The sequence below is a fragment of the Sporofaciens sp. St.21A7 genome, assembly GCF_059728535.1.
In genome coordinates, this window is record NZ_BAAGFN010000001.1 from 3,236,591 (window position 1) to 3,259,786 (window position 23,196).

General features: G+C 49.9%; 18 protein-coding genes. 2 read left to right on the top strand and 16 right to left on the bottom strand.

The window, feature by feature from the left end; translation table 11 throughout:
- Positions 1-320: 320 nt before the first annotated feature.
- The 8 genes from AC6I3O_RS15995 to allE all read right to left on the bottom strand — a co-directional run bounded on the left by AC6I3O_RS15995 (position 321) and on the right by allE (position 10,594).
- A complete protein-coding gene (locus AC6I3O_RS15995; RefSeq protein ID WP_497853494.1) occupies positions 321-1,331 on the bottom strand; it encodes a FadR/GntR family transcriptional regulator in 1,011 nt (336 codons plus the stop codon).
- 80 nt (positions 1,332-1,411) lie between these two features.
- Positions 1,412-2,653, bottom strand: a complete 1,242-nt coding sequence (locus tag AC6I3O_RS16000) for a M20 family metallo-hydrolase (protein ID WP_497851750.1) — start codon at positions 2,651-2,653, stop codon at positions 1,412-1,414.
- A gap of 20 nt (positions 2,654-2,673) precedes the next feature.
- Positions 2,674-2,871: a hypothetical protein gene (locus AC6I3O_RS16005; RefSeq protein ID WP_497851751.1), complete on the bottom strand. Its 198-nt coding sequence runs from the start codon at positions 2,869-2,871 to the stop codon at positions 2,674-2,676.
- Positions 2,872-2,923: 52 nt separating this feature from the next.
- Positions 2,924-4,537: an L-lactate permease gene (locus tag AC6I3O_RS16010; RefSeq protein ID WP_497851752.1), complete on the bottom strand. Its 1,614-nt coding sequence runs from the start codon at positions 4,535-4,537 to the stop codon at positions 2,924-2,926.
- A 129-nt stretch (positions 4,538-4,666) separates the two neighbouring features.
- Complete coding sequence (arcC, locus tag AC6I3O_RS16015) at positions 4,667-5,605, bottom strand: carbamate kinase (protein WP_497851753.1); 939 nt, start codon at positions 5,603-5,605, stop codon at positions 4,667-4,669.
- Between the two features lie 19 nt (positions 5,606-5,624).
- A complete protein-coding gene (locus AC6I3O_RS16020; RefSeq protein ID WP_497851754.1) occupies positions 5,625-8,633 on the bottom strand; it encodes a bifunctional FdrA/YlbE family protein in 3,009 nt (1,002 codons plus the stop codon).
- 30 nt (positions 8,634-8,663) lie between these two features.
- Complete coding sequence (allD, locus tag AC6I3O_RS16025; RefSeq protein ID WP_497851755.1) at positions 8,664-9,716, bottom strand: ureidoglycolate dehydrogenase; 1,053 nt, start codon at positions 9,714-9,716, stop codon at positions 8,664-8,666.
- Positions 9,717-9,799: 83 nt separating this feature from the next.
- Positions 9,800-10,594, bottom strand: a complete 795-nt coding sequence (gene allE / locus AC6I3O_RS16030; protein WP_497851756.1) for a (S)-ureidoglycine aminohydrolase — start codon at positions 10,592-10,594, stop codon at positions 9,800-9,802.
- 343 nt (positions 10,595-10,937) lie between these two features.
- On the opposite strand from allE, the gene AC6I3O_RS16035 reads away from it, so the two are divergent.
- A complete protein-coding gene (locus AC6I3O_RS16035) occupies positions 10,938-11,813 on the top strand; it encodes an alpha/beta hydrolase fold domain-containing protein (protein WP_497851757.1) in 876 nt (291 codons plus the stop codon).
- A gap of 67 nt (positions 11,814-11,880) precedes the next feature.
- Here AC6I3O_RS16035 and AC6I3O_RS16040 read toward each other — a convergent pair whose 3' ends face one another.
- The 4 genes from AC6I3O_RS16040 to allB (AC6I3O_RS16055) form a co-directional block, all read right to left on the bottom strand.
- Entirely contained in the window at positions 11,881-13,242 is a 1,362-nt protein-coding gene (locus tag AC6I3O_RS16040; protein WP_497851758.1) for an NCS1 family transporter, read from the bottom strand.
- Between the two features lie 15 nt (positions 13,243-13,257).
- On the bottom strand, positions 13,258-14,631 hold the full coding sequence (allB, locus tag AC6I3O_RS16045; RefSeq protein WP_497851759.1) for an allantoinase AllB: 1,374 nt from the start codon (positions 14,629-14,631) through the stop codon (positions 13,258-13,260).
- 23 nt (positions 14,632-14,654) lie between these two features.
- Positions 14,655-16,010: an NCS1 family transporter gene (locus AC6I3O_RS16050; protein WP_497851760.1), complete on the bottom strand. Its 1,356-nt coding sequence runs from the start codon at positions 16,008-16,010 to the stop codon at positions 14,655-14,657.
- A gap of 87 nt (positions 16,011-16,097) precedes the next feature.
- A complete protein-coding gene (allB, locus tag AC6I3O_RS16055) occupies positions 16,098-17,501 on the bottom strand; it encodes an allantoinase AllB (protein ID WP_497851761.1) in 1,404 nt (467 codons plus the stop codon).
- 327 nt (positions 17,502-17,828) lie between these two features.
- Between allB (AC6I3O_RS16055) and AC6I3O_RS16060 the strand changes: the two genes are divergently transcribed.
- Positions 17,829-18,743 carry an oxamate carbamoyltransferase subunit AllH family protein gene (locus AC6I3O_RS16060; RefSeq protein WP_497851762.1) on the top strand — a complete coding sequence of 305 codons (915 nt, stop codon included), beginning with the start codon at positions 17,829-17,831 and terminating at the stop codon, positions 18,741-18,743.
- A gap of 123 nt (positions 18,744-18,866) precedes the next feature.
- On the opposite strand, the gene AC6I3O_RS16065 is transcribed toward AC6I3O_RS16060, so the two are convergent.
- From AC6I3O_RS16065 to AC6I3O_RS16080, 4 genes are read right to left on the bottom strand one after another with little or no spacing between them, the layout of a single operon-like run.
- Positions 18,867-19,850: an electron transfer flavoprotein subunit alpha/FixB family protein gene (locus tag AC6I3O_RS16065; RefSeq protein ID WP_497851763.1), complete on the bottom strand. Its 984-nt coding sequence runs from the start codon at positions 19,848-19,850 to the stop codon at positions 18,867-18,869.
- 4 nt (positions 19,851-19,854) lie between these two features.
- On the bottom strand, positions 19,855-20,646 hold the full coding sequence (locus tag AC6I3O_RS16070) for an electron transfer flavoprotein subunit beta/FixA family protein (protein WP_497851764.1): 792 nt from the start codon (positions 20,644-20,646) through the stop codon (positions 19,855-19,857).
- Between the two features lie 45 nt (positions 20,647-20,691).
- Positions 20,692-21,852, bottom strand: coding sequence for an NAD(P)/FAD-dependent oxidoreductase (locus tag AC6I3O_RS16075; RefSeq protein WP_497851765.1), 1,161 nt, complete (start codon positions 21,850-21,852; stop codon positions 20,692-20,694).
- A gap of 28 nt (positions 21,853-21,880) precedes the next feature.
- Positions 21,881-23,128 carry a Zn-dependent hydrolase gene (locus tag AC6I3O_RS16080; protein WP_497851766.1) on the bottom strand — a complete coding sequence of 416 codons (1,248 nt, stop codon included), beginning with the start codon at positions 23,126-23,128 and terminating at the stop codon, positions 21,881-21,883.
- Positions 23,129-23,196 lie beyond the last annotated feature (68 nt).

Consider the following 23,196-nt stretch of genomic DNA (forward strand, 5'->3'; position numbering starts at 1 on the left):
TATTAACGTTAAAATTTACAATTTTATAAATTTTTTGTAAATTATGGAAACGCTTCACACCCACCACAATATATAGTGTTCAAACAAAAGAGACCGGCTTTAAAAAGCGCCTCCCAAAGCCCTTCAAAGACTTCCGAAACCGCCTCAAAAACCCGGTCACGCCGCCCGCCGAAGAATCAATCTACTCCCACAGGCTACTTGTCATTCTTCTTATTCTTAACCATCTTAATCACTGCCCCAACGATTGCGATTCCTGCCACCGCATAAAATAAGATATCAACCATTCTCTCTTCCTCCTGCTATTCTTAAATCCTGTCCACTCATCGGTAATTATACCGCCCCGTTGATTTCTCAAGATGCTCCTTCATAGCCTCCGAAGCTCCTTTTGCATCCTTTGCCAGAATCAGCCCATAGACCTTCTGATGCTCTTCATAGATAGCCCTAAGCTGTCCTTCATCCACCATGCCGCTTCCGCTGACATGGCGCATCAGATTGCTGATGGTCTGAATCATGCTGTAAATCACAGGATTGCCGGAACACTCCGCAATACAGATATGGAACTCCAGATCCTGGTTCAGAAATTCTTTAAAATCCCGCTCCACATAAGCCTTATGGAGCCGATGGGAGATTTCATACAGTTTCCCCCTGCTTTCCTCGTCCATGCATCCGGCCGCCAGATAAGCCGCCTTCACCTCCAGGAGATTGCGCACCTCCACAATACTGTCAATCTGGCTTCCATTTAAGAAGAGAGACCATGACAGAGGAACGATAAAGAAACTTGCCTCATGGTTGCTGATATAAGTTCCCTGTCCCGGACGGATATCAATCATCCCAAGAACCTCCAGCACCTTCAGCGCCTCCCGGATTGCCGAACGCCCAACGCCAAGCTCGGACGCCAAACTCCTGTCCGATTCAATCTTATCGCCCTTTTTCAACCGCTTTTCAAAAATCTGCTCGGCAAAATACATGGTCAGCCGGTTCACCAGATGGTTGATACTGCCCTTCTTCGCGCTCCCAGCTCCCGCCGGGTCGGCTGACCCATCTTCCGACAGAATCATCGGAAGCTTCTCGGCAAATTCCTCCGGCGGTATGGAAAACAGCATCGAGTCAATGCCAAGGCTTTCCGACACAGCAAATATCACCTCGTTCATCCTTACCCCATCCCTGGACTCAAGGTTCGAGTAAGTCGCGATGCTCATGGACGGCTTTTTATCCGCCGAGGAAAGAAAGCGCTCGATAAACTCCTTCTGGGTGAGCCTGAGCGCATTCCTCAGCAAGCGGAGATTCTCCTTTTTATTTGCCGGGTTCATTCCTGTCATATCCCTCTCCATTTCCAAATATGCCGCCTTGCCCGGAAAGGAGGCTAAAAAGCTCCTTTTACGGCAAGACAGCATATTCTCCTGTCATATACCTATCTTGTAAGCAAATCCTTTGCAAGCTCCGTCATAACTACAGATGCTTTCGCAAAATCACTGTACTTCGTAAATTCTACCGGGCAGTGGCTCCGTCCTTCCTTACTTGGAACGAACAGCATCACCGTCGGGATTACCTGGCCGATTTCCAGCGCGTCGTGTCCGGCGCCGCTTGGCAGCTTCTTGTAGCTGTAGCCTCTTGCCTTACAGCTCTCTTCCATAATATCCAGCATCTCCTGGGAAAGCCATACCGGCGTGATTACCAGCTTGGTATCAATCTCATAGCTTCCGCCCATCTCCTGTACTTCCCGGTCAAGGGCGGCGCGGATTCTGTTTGCAATATCATTGATGTTGTCATTGTTCTTGGAACGGATGTCCACCGTAAACTCAACCTTCTCGGCAACGATATTCATTCCGCCCGGCGTCGTACGGATGAAGCCTGTGGTAGCTACGGTTCCGTCAGCCTTCTCACGCGCCCAGTCCGGAATCTTGGAGATAACCTTCGTCGCCGCATCCACTGCGTCCATACGCATATCCATCGGGGTTGTCCCTGCATGGTCAGCCCTTCCGTGAACCGTTACCATGTAACGCTGGATACCAACGATACAGTCAACCAGACCAAGCTCGATGTTCTCTGCGTCAAGGACCGGTCCCTGCTCAATATGTAACTCAAGGAATCTGCCAATCTTATCCACGTCCCACTTCGCATCCTCAATCTTCTCCGGGTCTAACCCGTACTCTTTCATTGCATCGTAGATACTAACGCCGTTGGTATCCGCAAAGTTCTTGCAGTACTCCACGTCCCTGTTGCCCAGCATTGCGCCGGAGCCAAAGTATCCTGTTCCGAACCGCATACCTTCCTCGTCGCAGAATCCGACTGCAACAAAATCTCTCTTAGGAGTCACTCCCTCTTCCTTCAACTGCCTTGCGACCTCGATTGCGCAAACCGCTCCTGCAATTCCGTCAAAGTCTCCTCCGTTCACTACAGAGTCAAAATGTGAACCCATCATGACACATGGCTCATCCGGATTCGTCCCTTTCATCACGCCGATGACATTTCCCGCTGCGTCTTCCCTCACCTCAAGCCCGGCTTCCTCCATAATCTTCTTGAGGTAATTCACCGCACCTCTTGCCTCCGGAGTAAACGGAAGCCTCGTACAGCCGTCTCCCGGTGTCGCTGTAAACTGCTTCAGACACTCCAGGTCCTTTGCTATTCTGCCTGTAATCTCTTCAATCGCCATAATGATATTCTCCTTTCATCCTATTTCTTTGGCTTTATTATAAATGTTTTCACCGGCGAATACAACATGGCAGCCACCATAATTACAAATCCTACCAGGCAAATCGTGTCATTTCCACTGCCAAGACCTGCCAGTATGATAAAAAACGCTGCCATAATCACGATAAAAGCGATTGTAAGCCCGCCTTCTTTTGTTTGAAAAAAACTTTTCTTCTCCATTCTCTGTCAGACTCTCCTTCCTACAAGACCCTCATAACGTAATTGCAATCTGTCAGATTGCCACCAACAGGAACAAAATAGCGCCGATTACAATGGTCGTAGGCACCGTCAGCGCGATAATCTTCTTGAGGACCTCGCCCTCTCTCCCGAGGATGCTTGCCGTTGTCGTACCAAGGATAATCTTGCTTGGGCTGACCGCGCTTCCGATTGCCCCGCCTGCCGACTGTGCGCCTAAGATGGCCGACGCATCTACGTTCAGAAGGTTTGCCGTCGTCATCTGGAATCCGCCGAACAGGATGTTCGAGCTCATGTTGCTTCCTGTCATAAAGGTTCCAAGAAGCCCTACGAACGGCGCCAAGATCACGTATACCTTGCCTAAGACATTTGCGATTCCGTTTGCCAGTACCACCGTCTGTCCGGTCCCGTCCATAATCTTTGACATAATAACCAGACCGATAACCGCGATACCGGACGGCATGGTCATAGAGATTGATTTTACGAAGATCCTCTTCACGCCGCCGTCCCGAATCCAGCCATGCTTCTTATAATAAAGGAGTCCGACGATTGCCGATATGAACAGGAACATACTGGCATGGGTGAAAGGCGTAAACGGTGAAAAACTCTCTACCGCCGCATTCACATGCCCATATCCTGTGGAAGTCTCCGGGAACGACAAACCAAATGATATCTGTCCCAATAATGCATTGACCGGTTTTATCAAAAGCACAATCAGCGTAAGGGCCGAAAGCAGGAAATAGGGCACGAATGCCTGAATCAGGCTCATATCGGAAGGCGCCTCGCTTCCTGTACTTCGTTCCTCGAACTCGCGGTTCATGATCGGACTGTCAGCGATACTCCACTCTTCGCTGTACATCTTAATCCTTCCAAGCAGCAGAATCACGATTAATGACACGCATGCCGGAACGAAACAGCAGATGGTGGTGTTAACCTGGCTTAACAGAAGCTCTCCGCCGCCCTGAATGACTGCCATAAGGGCTACCGCCGGAAGGCCTTTTTTCAACGCCTTGCCTTTGCCGTAAAACCAGCAGGTGGCAAACCCGCCAATAGCGTTCCAGAACCAGATAAATGCCGCCGTCCACATCGCCGTCACCAGATATTCCTTGCTGCCAACCGAAAGCCCTGCCGACATGGCAAGGGAATCCCATGCGGCGCCAAGGGTTCCGAAGGTGTTGCCCCACGCCTGGCCAAGAAGCGGTATAATGACCGCCCACAAAGGCTTCACGCCGATACCGATAAGGAGCGGCGCGCCTACGGCCACCGGGACGCCAAAGCCTGTAATTCCCTGAAGAAAGCTTTCAAATATCCACCCCATCGCAAGCACCAGAAGCAGCTCGTTGGGCAATAGCTTCCTCATGCCGTTGCGGATTACAAGGAACGCCTTCGCCTCGTCGCCCACCTGATACATCAGGATTGCCGTCCAGACAATAATTAGGATAATCAGGGCGTTCCAGACTCCCTTAGCGCTCTCCGCCGCAATCAGCCGGATATTCGCCTTGTAGAAGACAAGCCCCGTAAAAATCGTAATCATAAGTCCCACCGGTGCAGCCTCCGTAGCGCCCCAGTTAAATTTTATCATTAAAATTAACAGTACGATAATGGGCAGAAACGCCATTATCCACATAAACAGATTAATTGGTATATTCATGTTCCCTCTCCTCAACTACCCATATATTCTATCATCAATTATTATCGCAAAAGGGGGAGGCGGGCCGGGGCTGGTCTCTTATGCTCAAGACCGGTCTTTCCCCGCCCCGCCTGTGTTCTGACAATACTTCTATGAGTGTATTACGGTTCCAGTCTCTCCGGCGATTCCTGCCGCCGCCTTGTCAAGCAGCGTAATCAGGGCATGCCTGCCCTCTCCGGACTGCGCGAAGCGGATTGCCGCCTCTACCTTCGGGAGCATGGAACCTTTCGCAAACTGCTCCTGTGCAATATATTCTTTTGCCTGTTCTACCGTAAGGTCGGATAACCATTCCTGATTTTCCTTGCCCCAGTTGATGGCAACCTTCTCCACCGCCGTCAGGATAATCAGATGGTCTGCGCCAAGCTGGGACGCCAAAAGGCTGCTGGCATTGTCCTTATCGATGACTGCGTTGACTCCAACGAGCCTGCCCTCTTCGTCGCTGACTACCGGGATTCCGCCGCCGCCGCAGGTGATTACGATATGCCCTGCGCCAACCAGCGTCTTGATCGTCTCAAGCTCGCGGATTCTTTTCGGCATCGGGGAAGCCACTACGATACGATAGCCTCTTCCGGCGTCCTCCATGCAGCGGATACCATTTTTCTCGTTCTCCTCTGCCTCTTCTTTGGTCAGAAACCTTCCGATCGGCTTCGTCGGATTCTCGAATGCCGGGTCGTTCTTATCTACCTCCACCTGTGACAGGATGGTAGATACCTTGCCGTCGATGTTGCGGCTCAGAAGCTCATATTTAATCGCATTCTGCAGGTCAATTCCGATATATCCCTGGCTCATGGCCACGCTGGTAGGCAGCGGGACCTGCTTATAGTTCTGCTGCATCACAATCAGGTTATCCATTGCATTCTGGATCATGCCCACCTGAGGGCCGTTGCCGTGTGTAATGATGATATCCAATCCCTGCTGCGCAAGGTCAACAATCACCTTCGCAGTCTTTGCAACAGCTTCCTTCTGCTCTTCTATATCCTTGCCCAGGGCGTTTCCGCCCAGAGCAATGACAACTTTCTTCTTGTCCATAAGATATCTCCTATTCTGCTTATGCCTCGAAGCCAAGCTTCTTAGCGTAAGCCCTTACAGCCTTCTCGAAGCACTCGATCGGCGGATGTACCGTACCTGCGCCAATCTGCCCTCTTCCAGCTACCTTGTTGGCAATACCTGTATTAATCACAGGCGTGATTCCTTTCTCTACCACCAGCCTTGCATCGATACCTAAGCAGATTCCCTGGAAATTCCATGTAGGAACTGTGAAGTTCGGGTTTCTGTCGATACAGATTTCCGTCATCTCATTGCTGGTGCGTAAAGCATCCTCGTAACCGCCAGCTCCTACGAACCTTGTTACTGCCGGAGCCGCAATCATCGCCATACCGCCCACGCCGAAGGTCTCGGTAATCGCGCTGTCTCCCATATCCGGGCATGCATCCTCAGCGTCATATCCTGTGAAGTAAAGCCCTTGAGGCGTATTCACCGGGCCTGTGAACCACTCGTCGCCCATACCTGCGATACGGATACCGAATTCATAACCATTCCGGCACATTGCGGTAACGATGGTTCCGTCCCCATCCTTGCGGGCGTCGTCCATAACTGCCTTACCTGTCGCCATCATGATATTCAAGAAGAACTGGTCTGTGTCAGCCAAGAACTTAATCACATCGTAACGGTCTTTCTCGTCCATCTCCATAGCTGTGATAATCGGCGCTACCTCTTTCAAAAATGCCAAAGATGCGGCGATATTCCTCTGATGGAACTCGTCTCCCATGGCTACGGCTTTCGCGATCAATGGATTGATTGCAAGACCGTTCTCCATGGAACGCAGAGCCTTGCCAAGGGTCGGGCCAAGAACGTCTCTCATCCAGCGTAAGCGGTTTACCACTTCCTCGTCGTATGCGCCGAAACGGAGCACCTTGCCGATACCTTCATTCATGGTACAGTATGCCTTGTTGCCGCCTGTCTCGTTCTCTACTACGAACACCGCCATGTTCGGGGATGTGATACCGCCCATCGGTCCTACTGCGTTACAGTGGTGGCATGGGATGAACTGAATCTCCCCGCCTTCTAACATCTTTCTTGCTTCTTCCTCTGTAGAAGCCCACTCCTCGAACATTACCGCACCAACGCAGGAGCCCTGCATCGGGTCTGGCATATTCTCGTAAGCTACCGGCGGGCCTGCATGAAGGATCACCTTGCCGCCATTCTGCGCGAACTCCGGAATCACTTCTTTTGCACGTACATTGTCTTTGAGCACCGGCTGGCTGGCAACCACTTTCGCGATGACCGCGCGGTTCAGCTCGTCGATTCCCTCATAATGACGCAGGAAGTTCAGAGTCTTGATGAGTTCTACATTTCCTCCTGCCGGCGGCATCCAGTCATACTGCACTACCTCGCAGCCGAACTGCTCTACCACTTCCGCGAAGCTCTTTAAGCCTATGTTAATGATACGCGGTTTTTCGGACAGGAGCGCGCGCAGCTTCTCGGAAGGAGCAGCCTTCTCTACTTTTACAACCTTCTTTGCGCGTACTTCTTTTACCGGCTCCTGGAAATCTCTTCCGATAGCGCGGATTGCCGTACGGCACGCAAGTTTATTATTCTCACAGACGATTACGCCTGCTTCTTTTAATTTATTTACCGCATCGTCATATCCCTGATAATCTCTTCTGGTCCCGCAGACGGTAGCGATGAAGAATACCTTTCTTCCTGCTGCGTCTGCCTTCTCCTGAAGCTCCTTGATGGTCGGGATCAGAGAGCCTGCCATGTCTGCATGGGAACCGTATCCAAGCATGATGTCAAGAAGGACAACGCCCGTAGACTCGTCGTCTACTGCCTCCTGCATACATTCGATACGCTTTGCAGGGTCAATCATCGGGTGGGGCTTGCCCTGTGTATAAGCATCGTCGCCAAGATCCACGACTACGTTTCCGTCTAACTGGAGCATATAGCCTTCGATATCCTCCGGCGGGACTTCACAGTTCATGGCATCCTTGATAAGCATCGCCGCTTCATTTGCAAGGGTTCCGCCTGAGTAGTACGCCTTGATGGTCTTCTTATCCTCTGCCTTGTAGAAGGTAGACGCATCGATATCAATCTCTGCCTCCGGCACGTCTTTACCCCGAACCAGGCTCACAGCCAAACGTGCAGCCTCGTCCAGTGTGTATGCATGATAGAAGTTCTCCTCATGATACTCTGGCTTCTCGCCAACGAACAGAGTAACCACCGGCTTACTGAAATCTGACAGCCTGTCGGAAATCATGTCCCTTACTTCCTTTGCCGGCGGCTTGGAAACGATAACCAGCACCTTTACCGCATCGTCGTCTTCCATGGCGTCAATCATGTCCATCATAGTGATTCCACCGATTTTTGCATTCAGGTCACGTCCGCCGATACCGATTGCGTTGGTCACGCCCTCGCCCAGCCTGTCAATGATGGTCGTCAATTCCTGGATTCCGGTTCCGGAAGCGCCGATGATTCCGATAGAGCCAGGAGCTACATTGTTGGTAAATGCCACCGGCACGCTCTGGATGATTCCTGTTCCACAGTCAGGGCCCATCACTGCCAGCCCTTTCTCATGAGCCTTCTCTTTCAGAGCCTTCTCATCCTCAATCGTTACGTTATCACTGAACATGAATACATTCAATCCCTCGTCCAATGCACGGTCAGCCTCTAACGCAGCATAAGCCCCGGGGATGGAGATTACCGCAAGGTTTGCCTCCGGCATCTTTGCAAGAGCCTTATCCCAGGATTTTACGCTCTCTGTCCCCTTCTTTCCTTCGCTTGCGGCAGACTGTTTCTTTAAGAACACTTCTACCTGCTCCATAATGGTATCTAACAGGCTGTCATCGTCGATGTCCGCAACCACAACCATGTCGTTGGCGCTGGCGTTCATAAGTTCTTCTGTGTCAAGCCCGCTCTGCTTAAAAATGTCCTTGTTTGCGGGAGTCGCCATCATGATGGAAACCTTCTTTACTCCCTCAATCGTAGAAATCTCATTAGTCAGAAGCATGAGAACTACGGAATCCTGATAACTTCCTTTTTTAACAACTGTTTTTAACATGTTTTTTCCCTTTCTGAGTCAGAAAATTAATTAATCAGCAAATCTGTTCTTGTGGTCATATCGATTGAAATGCACCGCGTCGCCCTTGAGATATTCAACCAACTCGTCAACAACCTCGATTCCGCCGGATGCATAAGCCTTGTCTCTTCTCATGACCGCTCTCTCGCCCGGATAGTATACCTTGCCATATCCCGGAGCCGCCTTCATCTGTCCAAGCTCGTCACAGGTCTGGGACATATTCTTCTTGAATTGTTCTGCCCCGCAGAATCTCTCTGGGTCCATAACAATAATCATCTGTCCAAGCTCACGTCCCTTTGAGCAGTCATGGTACATAGAGCTTACATGCTTTCCAAACGGAACTCCAAGAAGCACGCCTGAGAATACGTCTACCATCATCATCAGGCCGTATCCCTTCGCACCTGCGATTGGCGTCAGGGCATTTACTTTATGCGGATCTGTCACCGGCTCGCCGTTCTCGTCCACTGCCCAGTCGGATGGAATCTCCGCGCCCTGGGAACGCTTGTCAAGAATCTTGCCCCATGCCTGGACGGTGGTAGCCATATCGAATACCACGTTGCGCTCGTCTGCCGTAGGAGCAGCAAATGAAATCGGGTTGGTTCCGTAATACGGCTCTGTTCCGCCGTATGGGACTGCCATCGGGTCAGACTGGCAGAAAGTAATTGCCGCAAGCCCTTCCTTTGCACACATCTCTGTGTAGTATCCGATGGAGCCTGTGTGTGAGATATTCGCCATACCAACGATTGCCACACCGTTTTCTTTCGCAATCTCGATCGCCTTCTCCGTCGCTTTTGTCGCTACCCAGTAGCCGATTCCGTTATCTCCGTCCATGATGCCGGAACATGGCCCGGTCTGTTTCCATGTGATGTTCGGGTCATTGGTGATACCGCCCTTTGCGATTCTCTCGCTGTAATACTCCACGCGTACTGCACCGTGTGAAGCATAACCTCTCTCATGTGACCACGTAAGAATCTCTGCTGTCTGCTCGGCATGCTCTTCCTTTAAGCCTGCCTGCATCATTTTATTTTTCATTAAACCTTTTAATTCATCCCTTGAAAGTTTCATTGTGTCCCCACCATCCTTGTATATATTTCCGCTCGACTGCGGCAAATTCATGGCGCTGTTCTTGCACCCTGCTATCTTTCGTCTTACAATGCAACATCTCTGTTGCAGTCTTTTGAGTAGATGTATGTCAGGACTTCCTCCCGTCCCTCGTCGCCTACCGCATAGCAAGCCTGCGGGCAGTATGCGTCCATGAATACATAATCACCCTTTTTCAGCGGCACCCAGTCCTCGTCCAGTCTGTACATTGCTTTTCCGGACAGGAATAACATTCCATGCTCCTGTACATGCGTCTCGATATAACCATGGGAAGCGCCAATGTGGAACTTCAGGATATGCATATTCATATCGAATCCGAAATCATCCGTCGGAAGGAAGTTCTGGATATAGCAGTTCTCCATACCTTCATAGGAGAGCCACTCTAACTCATTGGCATTGCCTACGATGGTGTGGGCGCTAAAGCCTTCTACCTTCTCATATCTGCGTCTGTACAGGTAAATCTTAGTGTCTGCGCCGCTCTTGTTCTCGAAGGACACCGGCTTGTCTTCCGGAGAGTAGATATATCCTCCCTGTGTAAGAGCTGCCTCTTCATCTGCATTCTTAACAGTGACCTCGCCTTCGATCACGTAAAGGAATGTCTCGATTCCGTCCCCGCCGATTCCTTCCTTCTTGCCGCCTGCATGTGCAGTTACAAGATAGTCTGCGAAAGAAGCCCCCATTGCCGGAGAACCAAGAATCGTTACGTCACAGTTCACATAACCTGGAATTGCATTCTTTACAAGCCCGTCTGGTTCGAGAAGCACCCAGTTCTCTTTCTTGATAATGGAACGTGTCTGCAGCAGTTCGTCGCGGTATCCAACCTGATTGTTTAAATAGCTCATTGTTAGTCCCTCACTTTCTTGAATTTGATAGTTTGAATATTTTGGTCGTTGTGGTCAACCGGTTTTTATACATATATTATGGCATCTTCCAGGAAAAAATTCCATTGACATTTTAGACAAATCTAGTCCTTTTATTTTGTCTATTTTAGCAGTGGTTTTCCGCTGTTTTCCCTCTTGAACCCAATCATTTTTGTGGTATACTGGTATTTATCGGCAATAGGGTTTCACGCCATATTCCTTGTTAATTTTTAGACAATTCAGCATCTATCCATTGATGTGAAATTTTAAAATTCAACACTATGCGTTCAACCACTTTTTAATACCATTGAAAGGAGTTACTGATATGCTGAAAAACAGAGATATCACGGTCCCCTGTGAGCATTGCGAAAAGCGTGCCACGATTTATTATGATACGGATGCAAAGGTAAAAGCCTGTATCTTATATTTCCACGGCGGCGGATTATTATTCGGCTCAAGAAACGATCTGCCGGAAATTCATTTACACTTACTGACAGAAAACGGATACCCCATCATTGCATTTGATTATCCCCTTGCGCCCTCTGCGAAACTGGATCTAATCCTCGAAGACGTCTGCGCCTCCGTCAACCATTTCATCGGACATCTTCCGCTCTATCTGGAAGAGAAAGCAGAGGGTAAAGACGCGCTCCCTTACTTCCTGTGGGGACGTTCTGCCGGAGCTTACCTCTGCCTTTTGGCAGCCGCACATGGAAAAACAGACAAAAAGCCAGCCGGAATCCTCTCCTATTACGGATACGGCTTCTTGTGCGACGGGTGGTTCCTGACGCCAAGCAATTATTACAACACACTTCCTGCCGTCAGCGAGACGGCGCTTAACGCCGTCCCCGCCGGCATACATACGGACGGGGATCTGGATACTCACTACAGCGTCTATGTATATGCAAGACAGAAAGGGAACTGGATAGATTTTATCTATGCCGGGCGGCAGAAATTCTTCTATCTGGATTATACCTTACGCACCTGCGAAAAACTGCCCTGCCCCCTATTCTGTGCCCACAGTACCGGGGATACGGATGTTCCCTATTCGGAATTTCTGGAACTGTGCAGCCGGTTTCGGGCGCAGCGGTTTGTCGCGTCCCACAATATGCACAACTTCGACCATGACGAGAAAAATCCGGTTACAGCAAGGCTTCTGGAGGCTACCCTTAAATTCCTGGAGTTGAAGCTGCCTCGGGAATAATTTTCGTCAGAACACGCAACAGCCCCGCAGCAAACATGGCAAGCTGCGGGGCTTTCAAATCTTTCTTCTATTTCTCAAAAATTGTTCCTTTACAGAACGGCTTTGACGCCGGCATCATCTTCATCAGCAGATAGTAAGCGACTCCCGTTGGAATCAGGCTCACATACCAGGACAACTGCATTACCAGCAGCGAGCATAAGGAGCCGAAGATAATCGCGATGACCGCCGCCCAGTTGATGCCCTTAAAGCATCCCTGCTTATCATACATATCGTTGATATCCAGCTTCTTCTTACGAAGGATAAAGTAATCCACAGCCATAACCGCAAAGATTGGCCCGAGGAATGCGGAATAGAACTGGGTAAACAGGTTCAGTCCCGCCGCCGACTCATCCGTTACCAGTTTCCACGGCATCACGCATGCGGAAAGGATTCCTACGAGTACGGTCGCGTGAGTCCATTTCATCTTGAAGGACTCCATCAATACATATGCCGGAGGAACGATGTTGTTCAGTACGTTGGTCGTAACCTGAGCAAATGCGATGAACAACAGTGTCACGATGGTAAGGAACTTGCTTCCCATTGTGGTAGAGAATACCACTACCGGATCGCTGTTTCCTGTTGCAGCCGTTACGAGAAGCCCGATCAGCCCCATGAACAGCGTTACCGGAAGGATTGCGATGGTGTAAATACTTGCAGCCTTTACCGGCTTAATGTCGTCTGTCGCATTACGTGAATAGTCAGACGCATTGATAATCATGGTAGAGTAAATCCCAAGGAAAGATGTGGTCGCCGCCCAGAACGGCATGCCCCATGTCCCTTTGATTCCTGAGAACACGTCCCCAATCTCTGATGCAAACTGTGTATTTACCACATACAGCATGTAAACCAAAATTGCAATAATAAACACACAGGAAATATTTTCAAGCCATTTAATCCCCTCGAATCCCTTAATCGCAAGGGCTACCTGCAGAAGGGTAAACAACGCATATACCACCGGAAGGTTGCTTACGCCAAACAGGATGTTCATACAACTGTTGATGGCGCCCGCGCCTACCCAGCTCTGGAAACCAAACCACACAATAGCCGGAAGCCCACGCAGGATACCGGGAATCTTAACGCCGGTCGTACCAAAACTGCTTCTTAACTGCACCGTAAACGGAATGCCGTAGGTATGGCCGCAGTCGCCGATGACCGCAAGCGCAACCGCTATAACCAGACATCCAATCACCATAGCAAGGATTGCCTGTGTCACCGTCAGGGCGCCGATCAGTCCCGCGCCCATAGAAAATGTACCAATCGACACGCACCCGCCCATGAAGCTTGCCGCATAGGATAAGGTTCCCATGATACGCTTCTTCGTGGGCTGCAGGTCCGGGTCTACATTCTTGACGAGTTCCGGATTCAAATTTTTGTTATCCACTATACTCATTCTTTTATTCTCTCCTTATTTTAGTTTCTTCACCAGTTCACCGACACCCTTTTCGGCAACAATCTTGCCATCCTCTGCAATCACATTCCCGCGTACAAGTGTCATGACCGGAAGCCCTTTCCCTTTCAGTCCCACAAATGCGGAAATCTTATTCACATACAGCAGGGACTCTTCCGTAATCTCCCACTCTTTTTCCGGATCGACGATCAGTAAGTCCGCATCGAATCCCGGCTTGATGTCGCCCTTTTTGCCATAGATGCCGAATGCCTTCGCCGGAAGTACGGACATTGCATTGGCAAGTACGGTCGGGCATACGCCGCGCTTCACCACGCCTTCGGAAAAAGCCGCCTGGAAACCGCTCTGGATACCGGAGCATCCGCCCCATACGTCGAATACCGTCTCAATCTTATTGCCGAGAATCTCGTTATACTTCTCATCATAGGAACAAGGCGAATGGTCAGAAGCGATTCCGCTGAACACACCTGCCTTCACATACTCCCACATCTCTTCCACAGCTTCCTTCGGCTGGAGTATCGGCGCACATTTATAAAGAGGCCCCTTCTCGATTACATCTTCATTGCTGAAGGTCAGATAATGGGTACAGGTCTCTGCCGTAATATCGTATCCCTCGTCCTGCGCCGCCTTAATCTTCTTCGCCACCGCCGGGTGGGATACATGGCAGATATGCGCCTTACATCCGGTCGCCTTGGCAATCTCGATAATCGCATCTGTGGCGACAATCTCCGCAACCACCGGACGGGATTCCAGAAACGCCTTCCAGTCGTTGCGCCCGGATTCTTTCATCCTCTTCTCCTGGTTCTTGATGATTGCATAGTCTTCACAATGGAAGCCTGCACGCCCGTCAAACTCCTTGATAATATCCATGGCCTCCATCGCCTGCCCATAGTTCAGCGACTCATAATCCGGTGAAACCGGACCAATGAAGGACTTAAAGGAAACACAGCCTTTCTCATCCAAATCTTTCAAGTCGCCAAAGTTATAGCTTGTAAGCCCACCCCAGAAGCAGTAGTCAACATACGCGTTGGGGGAAACCTTATTCTCCTTAAAGTCAAATGCCTTCGCATTCGTCATACACGGGTCATTCTGGAGCGGCATATCAATCACTGTGGTATATCCGCCAAGGGCCGCTGCCGCCGTACCATGTTCATAATCCTCACGCCACTCGAAACCAGGGTCGTTCAGATGGGCATGGGTATCGATTGCTCCCGGGAACACATATTTTCCTGCCGCATCAATGACATTTGCCGCCTCCGGCTCTTCTCCCTTCGTCAGGACTGCGGCAATCCTGCCGTCTTTCACAGCTACATTTCCTTCTGTTATAGCATCCGCCGTAACAATCTTTCCATTTCTAATTAATACGTCATACATTGCCATTACCTCCTATATCCTCATTATTCCAACGTTGTTCCTTTTCTGAAACGCTCGCAGGACGGCATCTTCTTCATCAAGAAATGGAACACAACCCCTGTCGGGAGCGTTGCCGTAAAGAATGAAATATTTACATTAATCAGGCCGATTACCGCGCCCACAGCGATTGCGATAATTGCCGCCCAGTTAATGCCCGCATGGTTCCCATGGTCGTCATAGAGATCATTCAGAACTTCTTCCGATATATTTCTCCTATGTAGAACAAAGAAGTCTGTAATCAGTACCGCAAAAATCGGTGCAAAGAACGCGGAATAAATCTTAACGAACAGGTCAAGCCCAGCCGCCGAGCTGTCGTTGGTCAGAATCCAGGGACAGGTAGCTACCGCAAGGATACCGACAATAATAACTGCAGTCCTGTGCTTAATCTTGAATACATCCATGAATGCATATGCAGGCGGGATTACATTACTTGCAAGGTTTGTAGATAACTGTGCAAAAATGATGAATCCTAAGGTTACAAGAAGGACAACCTTGTTGTCAACCATCTGTGCAAATGCATTGATTGGGTTTGCGATTCCCGTCGCCGTAGACGCCATAGCGCCAATCAGCCCAAGCAATACGGTTGCCGGAACCATTGCGCAGAAATAGGACGCCCCCCGGGCTACGGATGAATATCCTGCCTTTACCTCCCGGGAATAATCCCCTGCATTCAGCATAACCGTCGTACTGTTTCCGAAGAATGCGATAATTGCGCCGATGAACGGCATTCCCCATGTTCCGCCATGGCTCATCAGCTTGTCGCCGATTACGTCGCCATACTGCGAAATACAGATATATAACAGATAAATCATTGCGATGGAAATAACGACACCGCCGATATTCCCAACCCATTTTGCCCCCTGGAATCCCTTGATGGACAGCAAAATCTGGATTACCTGGAACAAGATAAAGAATACCCAAATATTGTCAAACCCAAAGAACACGATGGAAATATTGTTAAGAGCCGCTCCTCCTAACCATGTCTGAAAACCATACCATACGATAGCAGGAAGCCCACGGAGCAATACCGGGATAGAGCTTCCCTTCGTACCAAATGCGCTCTTTAGCTGGATTGCGTAAGGAGCGCCCGTCTTATAACTAAACTGGTCGTTCGCTGCAATACCGATAATCAGAATCAACGAACCGATAAACACTGCGAGGAATAACTGAATCAGGTTCAGCCCCTTCTCAAGCTGTGCGCTCCCCATGGTCAGTGTTCCGATGGAAATACATCCGCCGAGCCAGAGCATCGTGTTGGACCCCCAGCTCATAATACGGTCCTGAGGCTTAATTGGAGCTAATGAGCTTGCCTCTTTCTTTTCATTGTTTACGTCACCCATAATCTCTCTCCTTTTTCGTTTTACCAATCTATCCTTCCCGGCATCCGGCATGGCCAGAAGCCCGGCCATGCCGCCGGTTTGGATCATTTATTTTACCGGTGTGATATACTCGCCGTATCCTACCGCTTCCTCTTTGTACATTCCGTCTAAAGCCACTACCTTGCCGCGGATAATGGTACACGTCGGCGCACCCTTGCCCTCCTGTCCGTCGAAGCATGATACATGCCCCTTGGTCAGAAGCTTCGTCTGGTCTACCTTCCATGCCTTGTCTGGGTCTACGATTACGATGTCACCGTCAAATCCAAGCTCGAACGCCCCTTTACGTCCGTACAGCCCAAAAATCTTAGCCGGATTGTAGTCCATTACCTTCGCAATCAGCGTCGGGCTTAACCCCTTCTTGTTCACCACCATATCGAACATCATCGGAAGGAAGAACTGGATTGCGTTAAGCCCTCCCCATGCATGCCAGATATCCTTAGTTGCATTGTCCTTCTCCTCGTCTGCCGCCGGAGAATGGTCGCTGCCTACGCATGACAGGGTTCCGTCAAGCACATAATCCCACATCTTCTCCATATCCTCTGCCTTGCGCATCGGAGGCGTACATTTTGCCGGCGCTCCCTTCTCGAATACGAAGTCTTCTGTGAATCCAAGATAGTGCGGGCAAGTCTCTGCCGTAATCGGAAGGCCTTCATGGATGGCGTCCTTTACCACCTGGGCTACCAACGGATGGCTGACATGGCAGATGTGTACACGTCCCCCTGTCGCCCTTGCCATGTCGATAACATTCTTCGTCGCAACATATTCTGTCCAGACATCATGGGAATCTAAGAAATCACGAATCTTCTGCTCATTGGTCTGGCCTTCCTTTGCCTTGGCTTCCTTCTCTCTTTCCAATACCTGGCCGTACTCTTCACAGTGGAATCCGCACAGCGCATTGTATGGCTTCAAAATCTCCAACGCCTTGCGCACATTCCCCATGTTCACGGTCGGGAACAGGTTCCCGTTAGGACAGGTAAATCCTTTAAACGCCGCAACGCCGCAGTTATGCAGCTCTACCAAATCGTCCATGTTGTTCTTCACAGAACCCGGCTTGTCGTCATAGTCGCCTACAAGCCCGCCCCATAAAGCATAATCAATGACAGAATGCTTGCTGATCTTACTCATTTTAAGGTCGAAGATTTCCTTATTCATCAGAGAAGGGTCATTGTTGAGCGGCATATCGATCAATGTCGTACATCCCGCAACTGCCGCCGCCCGGGAACCCGTCTCAAAATCTTCCCTGTACTCAAATCCTGGCTCATTCAGATGTGCATGGCAGTCGATGATGCCCGGGAATACATAATTACCCTTGGCATCAATGGTCTCCTTCGCCTCTGCTTCTGTCCCTGCTGCCAGGAATGCCGCATACTTGCCGTCCTGAATCGCAATGTCTGCCTCATAGATACGGTCCGGGGTCACAAGCCTGCCGTTTCGAATCACTAAATCATACATAACATACCTCCTAAAAAATTTCTACCGGTCAACCACATTTTAACTATCTGTATACTATTTTAATCCAAAATGATATAAATCACAATAGCACAAAACAGAGAATATTTTCCATCGTTTTTGTATATAATGCACAATTCTTCCCCAAAAACATCGTTAATATATTATCATTATGCACTAAAATTATAAACCAGATTTTAATTCTTTATGATTGTATTTTTTTGCTTTCTCTGATACCATATATAAAATGAAGACCAAACCTTGGGGATACACCGAACCCAAGCATTTGCCACATTACGGCGCACCGCCGCCATGCAAAGGAGCCGAACTATGGAATATCAAATCAAACAAATATCTTATTATGCGGAAAATATACTAGAGCGCCTTATGGCAGGAACCGTCCATTCCGTATACCGCCGCACCATCAACCTTACGGACGGCAGGCAGATTCTTTCCTTACAGACAGACCATTCACCCCTGTCCCCAATCAGCCTCATCACAGGACTTACTGCCGACGGCTTTGGGCGCCTTACCGTCAGCCCCGGCGATACCGTCCATTTTCAAAAAGACGGCATTCTCATCTCCGGCGACGGCAAAGCCCCTTGTGCTTCTTACCGTTTTACCTTTAAAGACCCGCAGCATTATGACTTAAAACTGTCAAAGGCGCTGGACGCCCCCTCGCGTCTTGCCCTAATCGGCAGTATCCGGGAAGCCGTCTCAAAGGCACAGACAGGAGGATTCACCATTCTGTTTAAGGACTGTCCTTGCCGTCTCCTTGATTCGGACAACGAATCGCCTGCCGGGACGAATACAGACGGCTCCTTATCCCTCGTACTCCTTGCCGCAAAAAACGATATCCTACGCTGCAATAAACTCCTGCTTGACAGGAAATATCAGGAAGCTGCACTGGAACTGCTCCGGCTTCTTGGATTAGGATGCGGCTTGACCCCAAGCGGCGATGATTTCCTGTGCGGGGTACTGGCAGGTATACTCTTTTCCGGCAACACAGACCATCCCTTCGCTAAAATGGTAAAAAAATCGGTCGAAGCCCGGCTCGCCGACACCATCGACATCAGCGCGGCTTTCCTGTCCTGCGCCCTTAAAGGCCAGTTCAGCCTTCCGGTCGTCAGCCTGTATGGCCTGCCCTCATCTGACGAAATCCTTACTGCCTTCTCAGCGGTGGGGCACTCCTCTGGTATTGACACCCTCTGCGGTATCCTCTGGAGCCTTATACAGATCCGTTGAACGGCTATTTCCTTGCCATATAACCGCCAAAAGAAATAAAAAGGGATTGTCACGGCACTGCAATTCTTCGCCTGACAATCCCCTCTACCTTATCGTGTCATATCAAACCAGCCAAAACCTTCACTAAAGTTTCAAGTAGTTCTCCAGAACATCCTTTAAGTCAGCCGTAATTCCATAATCAGCAACACCATAGATTGCTGCGTTTTCATCCGTATTGACCGCCACGAACAGCTTCGTATCCTTGATGCCCTCCGTGTGCTGGATCGCACCCGATACGCCAAAAGAGATACAAATCTTAGGACGGATGGTAAGCCCCGTCTGTCCAATCTGATGATTGAACGGAATCATCTCGGAATCTACCATCGGCCTTGTACCGCCAATGGCTCCGCCAACTTTTTCTGCAAATTTCTCAAGCAGGGCAAAATTATCATCTTCAAGGACTCCTCTTCCGCCGACTACCACAACCTCGGCTCCAAGGATGCTTCCGGTCTCGTTCTCTGCCTCTGCCTCTTCAATAATCTCAATCTTGGAATCAGTAAGCCTGATATCATCAAAATATTCGATTTTGGCCTGTCCGCCTGCCGCTTCTTCCGAAGGCGCATACACGCCCGGACGAATCGTCATCATCTGCGGATAGTATCCGTCTCTCGTGATAATTGTTACGAAAACATTTTCTCCAAAGGACGGCTTATTCTGCTTAATATAGTAAGAACCGTCTTCCTTCGTCCCTACCAGTACCTCCGTACAGTCTGCAGTCATTCCGCAGCCTAACTTCATGGCTACCCGTGAGAAGATGGAACGTCCCTCCGGAGTCGCCGGAATCAAGACGCTGGACGGATCGATTTTTTTCAGCATTTCTGCAATCGCCTTGCTTACGGCGTCGTCCTGCTGCGAACAGTCACGCCCAGCCTTTACAGCGTAGATTTCCTCCACGCCCAGCTTGTCAAGGTCAGCCACAATGCCGTCAGTCTCTTCCGCCAGCACGATTGCCTGAACCTTCTCGCCGGTGGTCTTCTGAATCTCCTTAGCCGCTGAAACCAGTTCTGCAGCTACCGGCTCCAATTTCCCCTTATAACTTTCTGCATAAACACAAATTCCATTAGCCATTGGTCTACTTTCCTTTCTCCTCTTCAATCAGGTCGTAAAGCTTCTTTGCAAGCTCTGCCGGTGTTCCCTCCAGCATAGTCGCCTTTCTTCCGGCCTCTGGTGAGAAAGAATCCACCACTGCCGTCGGGGAACCTGCGATACCGACCTCCTCAAGAGGCAGCCCCAGCTCCGCATTGGTATATGTCACAAGCGGCTTACTCTTCGCTGCACGTTTGGTGCGGAGGGTCGCAAGACGAGGTTCGTTGCATCCGAAGTTAAATGAAATCATTGCCGGAAGTGCACACTTGATACTCAGCCGTTTGTCATGGAACTTCTTCACAGCCACAATCTTGTCTGCCTCTGCCTCGTCATACTTCATTCCCTGCGCCTCTACCACATGGGGAATGTCGAGACAGTCAGCAACCATTGCGCCCACCTGTCCGGTAGCGCCGTCTGCCGACAACGCTCCTCCCACAATCAGGTCAAACTCGCCATATTTCTTAATTGCCGCTGCCAATACCTTTGCCGTCGCAACCGTATCTCCGCCTGCAACGGCTCTGTCTGTCACCAGACATGACTCGTCGCATCCAAGCGCCATGGCGTCCCTTAACGCCTTCTCCGCGTCCGGCGGCCCCATGGTGAAGACCACAACCTTTCCGTCCGTCTGCTCTTTCAGAAGCATGGCTTCCTCGATTGCATTCAAATCAGCCGGGTTCACCATACCTTCTGAGCTCGCCCGCACAAGTGCATGAGTCTCCGGATCTACGGATACATCGTTTGAAACCGGAACCTGTTTAATAAGAACTGCTATATTCATGGTTTCCTCCTGAATCGTTTTCTGAATTCACTCACTGTTTTTCTTCTACAGGAGACGCTTAAATGCCCAATTCTCCAGCAATGGCGTACTCTCGCCGCGCATGATTAATTTTGCAAGGTCGCGTGTTGCAGCCGGAGCTTCGATCACGCCGTTCCCGCCGTATCCTGTGGAAAGCATGTAGCCTTCTACCGGGGTCTCGCCTAAGATTGGCCAGAAATCCTTAGGCTCTGCACGGTAGGATAACCAGGAGGATACCAATCCGCTGTCTACGATTCCAGGAACCTTTGCCTCTAACTGGTCAAGCAGGAAGTCGATGAAGTAATCGTCTGTTCCGCCTGTCGCCGGCAATTTATCCGGATCCCACTGTCCCGCATGCATCGGGTTGCTCAGATCCATGGATAAGTGTGACTTACAGATAAAGATGTTGTCGCCGGCCCTGAGTCCGTAGAACTCTGGATATTTCAATACAGGGAAGGTGTAGTCAAGCTTCTTTCCCGGAGGGCATAAGAAGAAAGCTTCTGCCTTGGTATGCCAGATCGGTACGTCTAAGCCTACCATCTCACCCGTAAACTTGCTCCATGGCCCGGTACAGTCAACAACTACGTCAAATTCATATTCCTGTCCGTCGTCCGTTTTCAGGCCCTTCACCTTCTTGTCCTCAACTACGACCTCTGTCACCTTGACACCAGTCTTTACCACGCCGCCGTTCTTCTGGAACTTCTTGGCATATGTATTGGAAATCATGGTTCCGTCGAAGTACCCGTCGTCTGCCGTGTAACCTGCGCCGAGAATGTTGTCCGTGGAAATGTCCGGCAAGATCTCTTTGATACGGTCTTTGTCTGTGATGTACTCGCCTGTGTAGCCTGCTGCCTTTGCAAGGGCGATACCAGTCTTAATGACTTTCTCTACTTCCTCGTTGGTAGCTACAACCAGTGTTCCGGTCTTGTCAAAACCAGCGGACCCTTTCTCCTCAGCTTCCATCTTGAGATAAGACTCGAATCCGTAAAGCCTTACGTCCCAATACCTATTCTTGAGAGAGTCGTCAAACAGACATACCGTACCTGCTGATTTTGCCGTGGAAGCTCCTCCGATGGTGTCTTTCTCAAATACGATCACCTCTGCTTCTCCGTCATAAAGGCTTAAATGATAGCCGAGCGCCGTTCCGGAGATACCTCCGCCGATGATACCGATTTTTTTCTTTGCCATAGTGATTACCTTCCTTCTTTTTATTTTTCTAACATGGTTGTTCCATGTTATCTACGTTTAAAACTGCCTTTAGCAATACGTTGCATCCAATCTCAATATCCTTATCTTCCGTAAACTCATATCTGGAATGGCTGATTCCCTTTTCACTTGGGACGAAAATCATTCCTGTCGGGAATGTGCCCGCCATAATCAGGGAGTCATGGAACGCGCCGCTTGGAATGACGCTGTAGCCGATGCCAAGCTCTTTTACTGCCTGTTCCACACTGTCCTTCACCCACGCCGTCATAGGCGCCGGCTCATGGAAGGATGTGGGGACAAATGTATAGGAAACTCCATATTTCTTACAGATGTCCCCCAGGGATGCCTGCAATTTTTGTTCGATCAGAGACATGACTTCGTCATCCTGGTCCCTGATCTCCAGGCTGAATGTGCAGGTGCCTGGAATTACATTGACAGAATGCGGCGTCACTTTTATCGTGCCTACAGTTGCAACGGTAAATTCATTGCCGTACTCTGTTGTAACCTCTGGTATCTTGTTGATAAATCCTGCCGCAGCCACCAGCGCGTCCTTACGGTCTGCCATCGCCGTACTTCCGGCATGGTTCGCCTCACCGGTCACTGTGACGTCATAGCGGTTCACGCCTGCGATAGAAGATACGACTCCCACAGACGTATGAGTCTTATATAACCTTGCTCCCTGTTCCACATGGAGCTCTATAAAACAATGGACGGATTTCGGGTCTTTCGCCGCTTTTGGCATCTCTTTGCTTGTGATGCCGTAAGACTGCATGACCTTTCCTCTCTCTTCTCCGTAAATATCTAATTCTGAATCTTTGACTCCCGGATCCTGCCCGCAGATAGCGCTGCTTCCAGTAAGCCCTTTCCCGAACCGGAAGCCTTCCTCATCGGTAAATACAATCACCTCAATGGGGTGCTTGGGGACATATCCTTCCTCCCGGAACGTCTCGCAGACCTCAAGGGCGCCCACACATCCGAGAACCCCGTCATACTTCCCTCCATCCGGCACAGTATCCAGATGGGAACCCATAAGGATTGCCGGAAGGCTGTCGTCCTGCCCTGACATACGGCAGATTAAATTGCCCGCCTCGTCTACCCTGCATGCCATGCCAAGCTTTTGAGCCCAGGAAGCAAAGAGTTTTCTTCCTTTTACATCTTCTGTGGAAAATGCCATTCTGGTAAAGGTTCCGTCTTCCTTTTTCCCGCACTGGTAGATTTCCTCTAACCGGGAAACAACTCTTTTTCCGTTTGCTTTCATAGTCGCTGCTTCTTCCTCCTTTCATCATTCAGCATATTTCACAAATCCATATCTCTCAATATAGTGAA

What these genes read in the sequence shown, in the direction of transcription:
- AC6I3O_RS15995 (WP_497853494.1), bottom strand. Translation starts at nt 1,331, where the DNA reads ATGGAGAGGGATATGACAGGAATGAACCCGGCAAATAAAAAGGAGAAT.
- AC6I3O_RS16000 (WP_497851750.1), bottom strand. Translation starts at nt 2,653, where the DNA reads ATGGCGATTGAAGAGATTACAGGCAGAATAGCAAAGGACCTGGAGTGT.
- AC6I3O_RS16005 (WP_497851751.1), bottom strand. Translation starts at nt 2,871, where the DNA reads ATGGAGAAGAAAAGTTTTTTTCAAACAAAAGAAGGCGGGCTTACAATC.
- AC6I3O_RS16010 (WP_497851752.1), bottom strand. Translation starts at nt 4,537, where the DNA reads ATGAATATACCAATTAATCTGTTTATGTGGATAATGGCGTTTCTGCCC.
- arcC (WP_497851753.1), bottom strand. Translation starts at nt 5,605, where the DNA reads ATGGACAAGAAGAAAGTTGTCATTGCTCTGGGCGGAAACGCCCTGGGC.
- AC6I3O_RS16020 (WP_497851754.1), bottom strand. Translation starts at nt 8,633, where the DNA reads ATGTTAAAAACAGTTGTTAAAAAAGGAAGTTATCAGGATTCCGTAGTT.
- allD (WP_497851755.1), bottom strand. Translation starts at nt 9,716, where the DNA reads ATGAAACTTTCAAGGGATGAATTAAAAGGTTTAATGAAAAATAAAATG.
- allE (WP_497851756.1), bottom strand. Translation starts at nt 10,594, where the DNA reads ATGAGCTATTTAAACAATCAGGTTGGATACCGCGACGAACTGCTGCAG.
- AC6I3O_RS16035 (WP_497851757.1), top strand. Translation starts at nt 10,938, where the DNA reads ATGCTGAAAAACAGAGATATCACGGTCCCCTGTGAGCATTGCGAAAAG.
- AC6I3O_RS16040 (WP_497851758.1), bottom strand. Translation starts at nt 13,242, where the DNA reads ATGAGTATAGTGGATAACAAAAATTTGAATCCGGAACTCGTCAAGAAT.
- allB (WP_497851759.1), bottom strand. Translation starts at nt 14,631, where the DNA reads ATGTATGACGTATTAATTAGAAATGGAAAGATTGTTACGGCGGATGCT.
- AC6I3O_RS16050 (WP_497851760.1), bottom strand. Translation starts at nt 16,010, where the DNA reads ATGGGTGACGTAAACAATGAAAAGAAAGAGGCAAGCTCATTAGCTCCA.
- allB (WP_497851761.1), bottom strand. Translation starts at nt 17,501, where the DNA reads ATGTATGATTTAGTGATTCGAAACGGCAGGCTTGTGACCCCGGACCGT.
- AC6I3O_RS16060 (WP_497851762.1), top strand. Translation starts at nt 17,829, where the DNA reads ATGGAATATCAAATCAAACAAATATCTTATTATGCGGAAAATATACTA.
- AC6I3O_RS16065 (WP_497851763.1), bottom strand. Translation starts at nt 19,850, where the DNA reads ATGGCTAATGGAATTTGTGTTTATGCAGAAAGTTATAAGGGGAAATTG.
- AC6I3O_RS16070 (WP_497851764.1), bottom strand. Translation starts at nt 20,646, where the DNA reads ATGAATATAGCAGTTCTTATTAAACAGGTTCCGGTTTCAAACGATGTA.
- AC6I3O_RS16075 (WP_497851765.1), bottom strand. Translation starts at nt 21,852, where the DNA reads ATGGCAAAGAAAAAAATCGGTATCATCGGCGGAGGTATCTCCGGAACG.
- AC6I3O_RS16080 (WP_497851766.1), bottom strand. Translation starts at nt 23,128, where the DNA reads ATGAAAGCAAACGGAAAAAGAGTTGTTTCCCGGTTAGAGGAAATCTAC.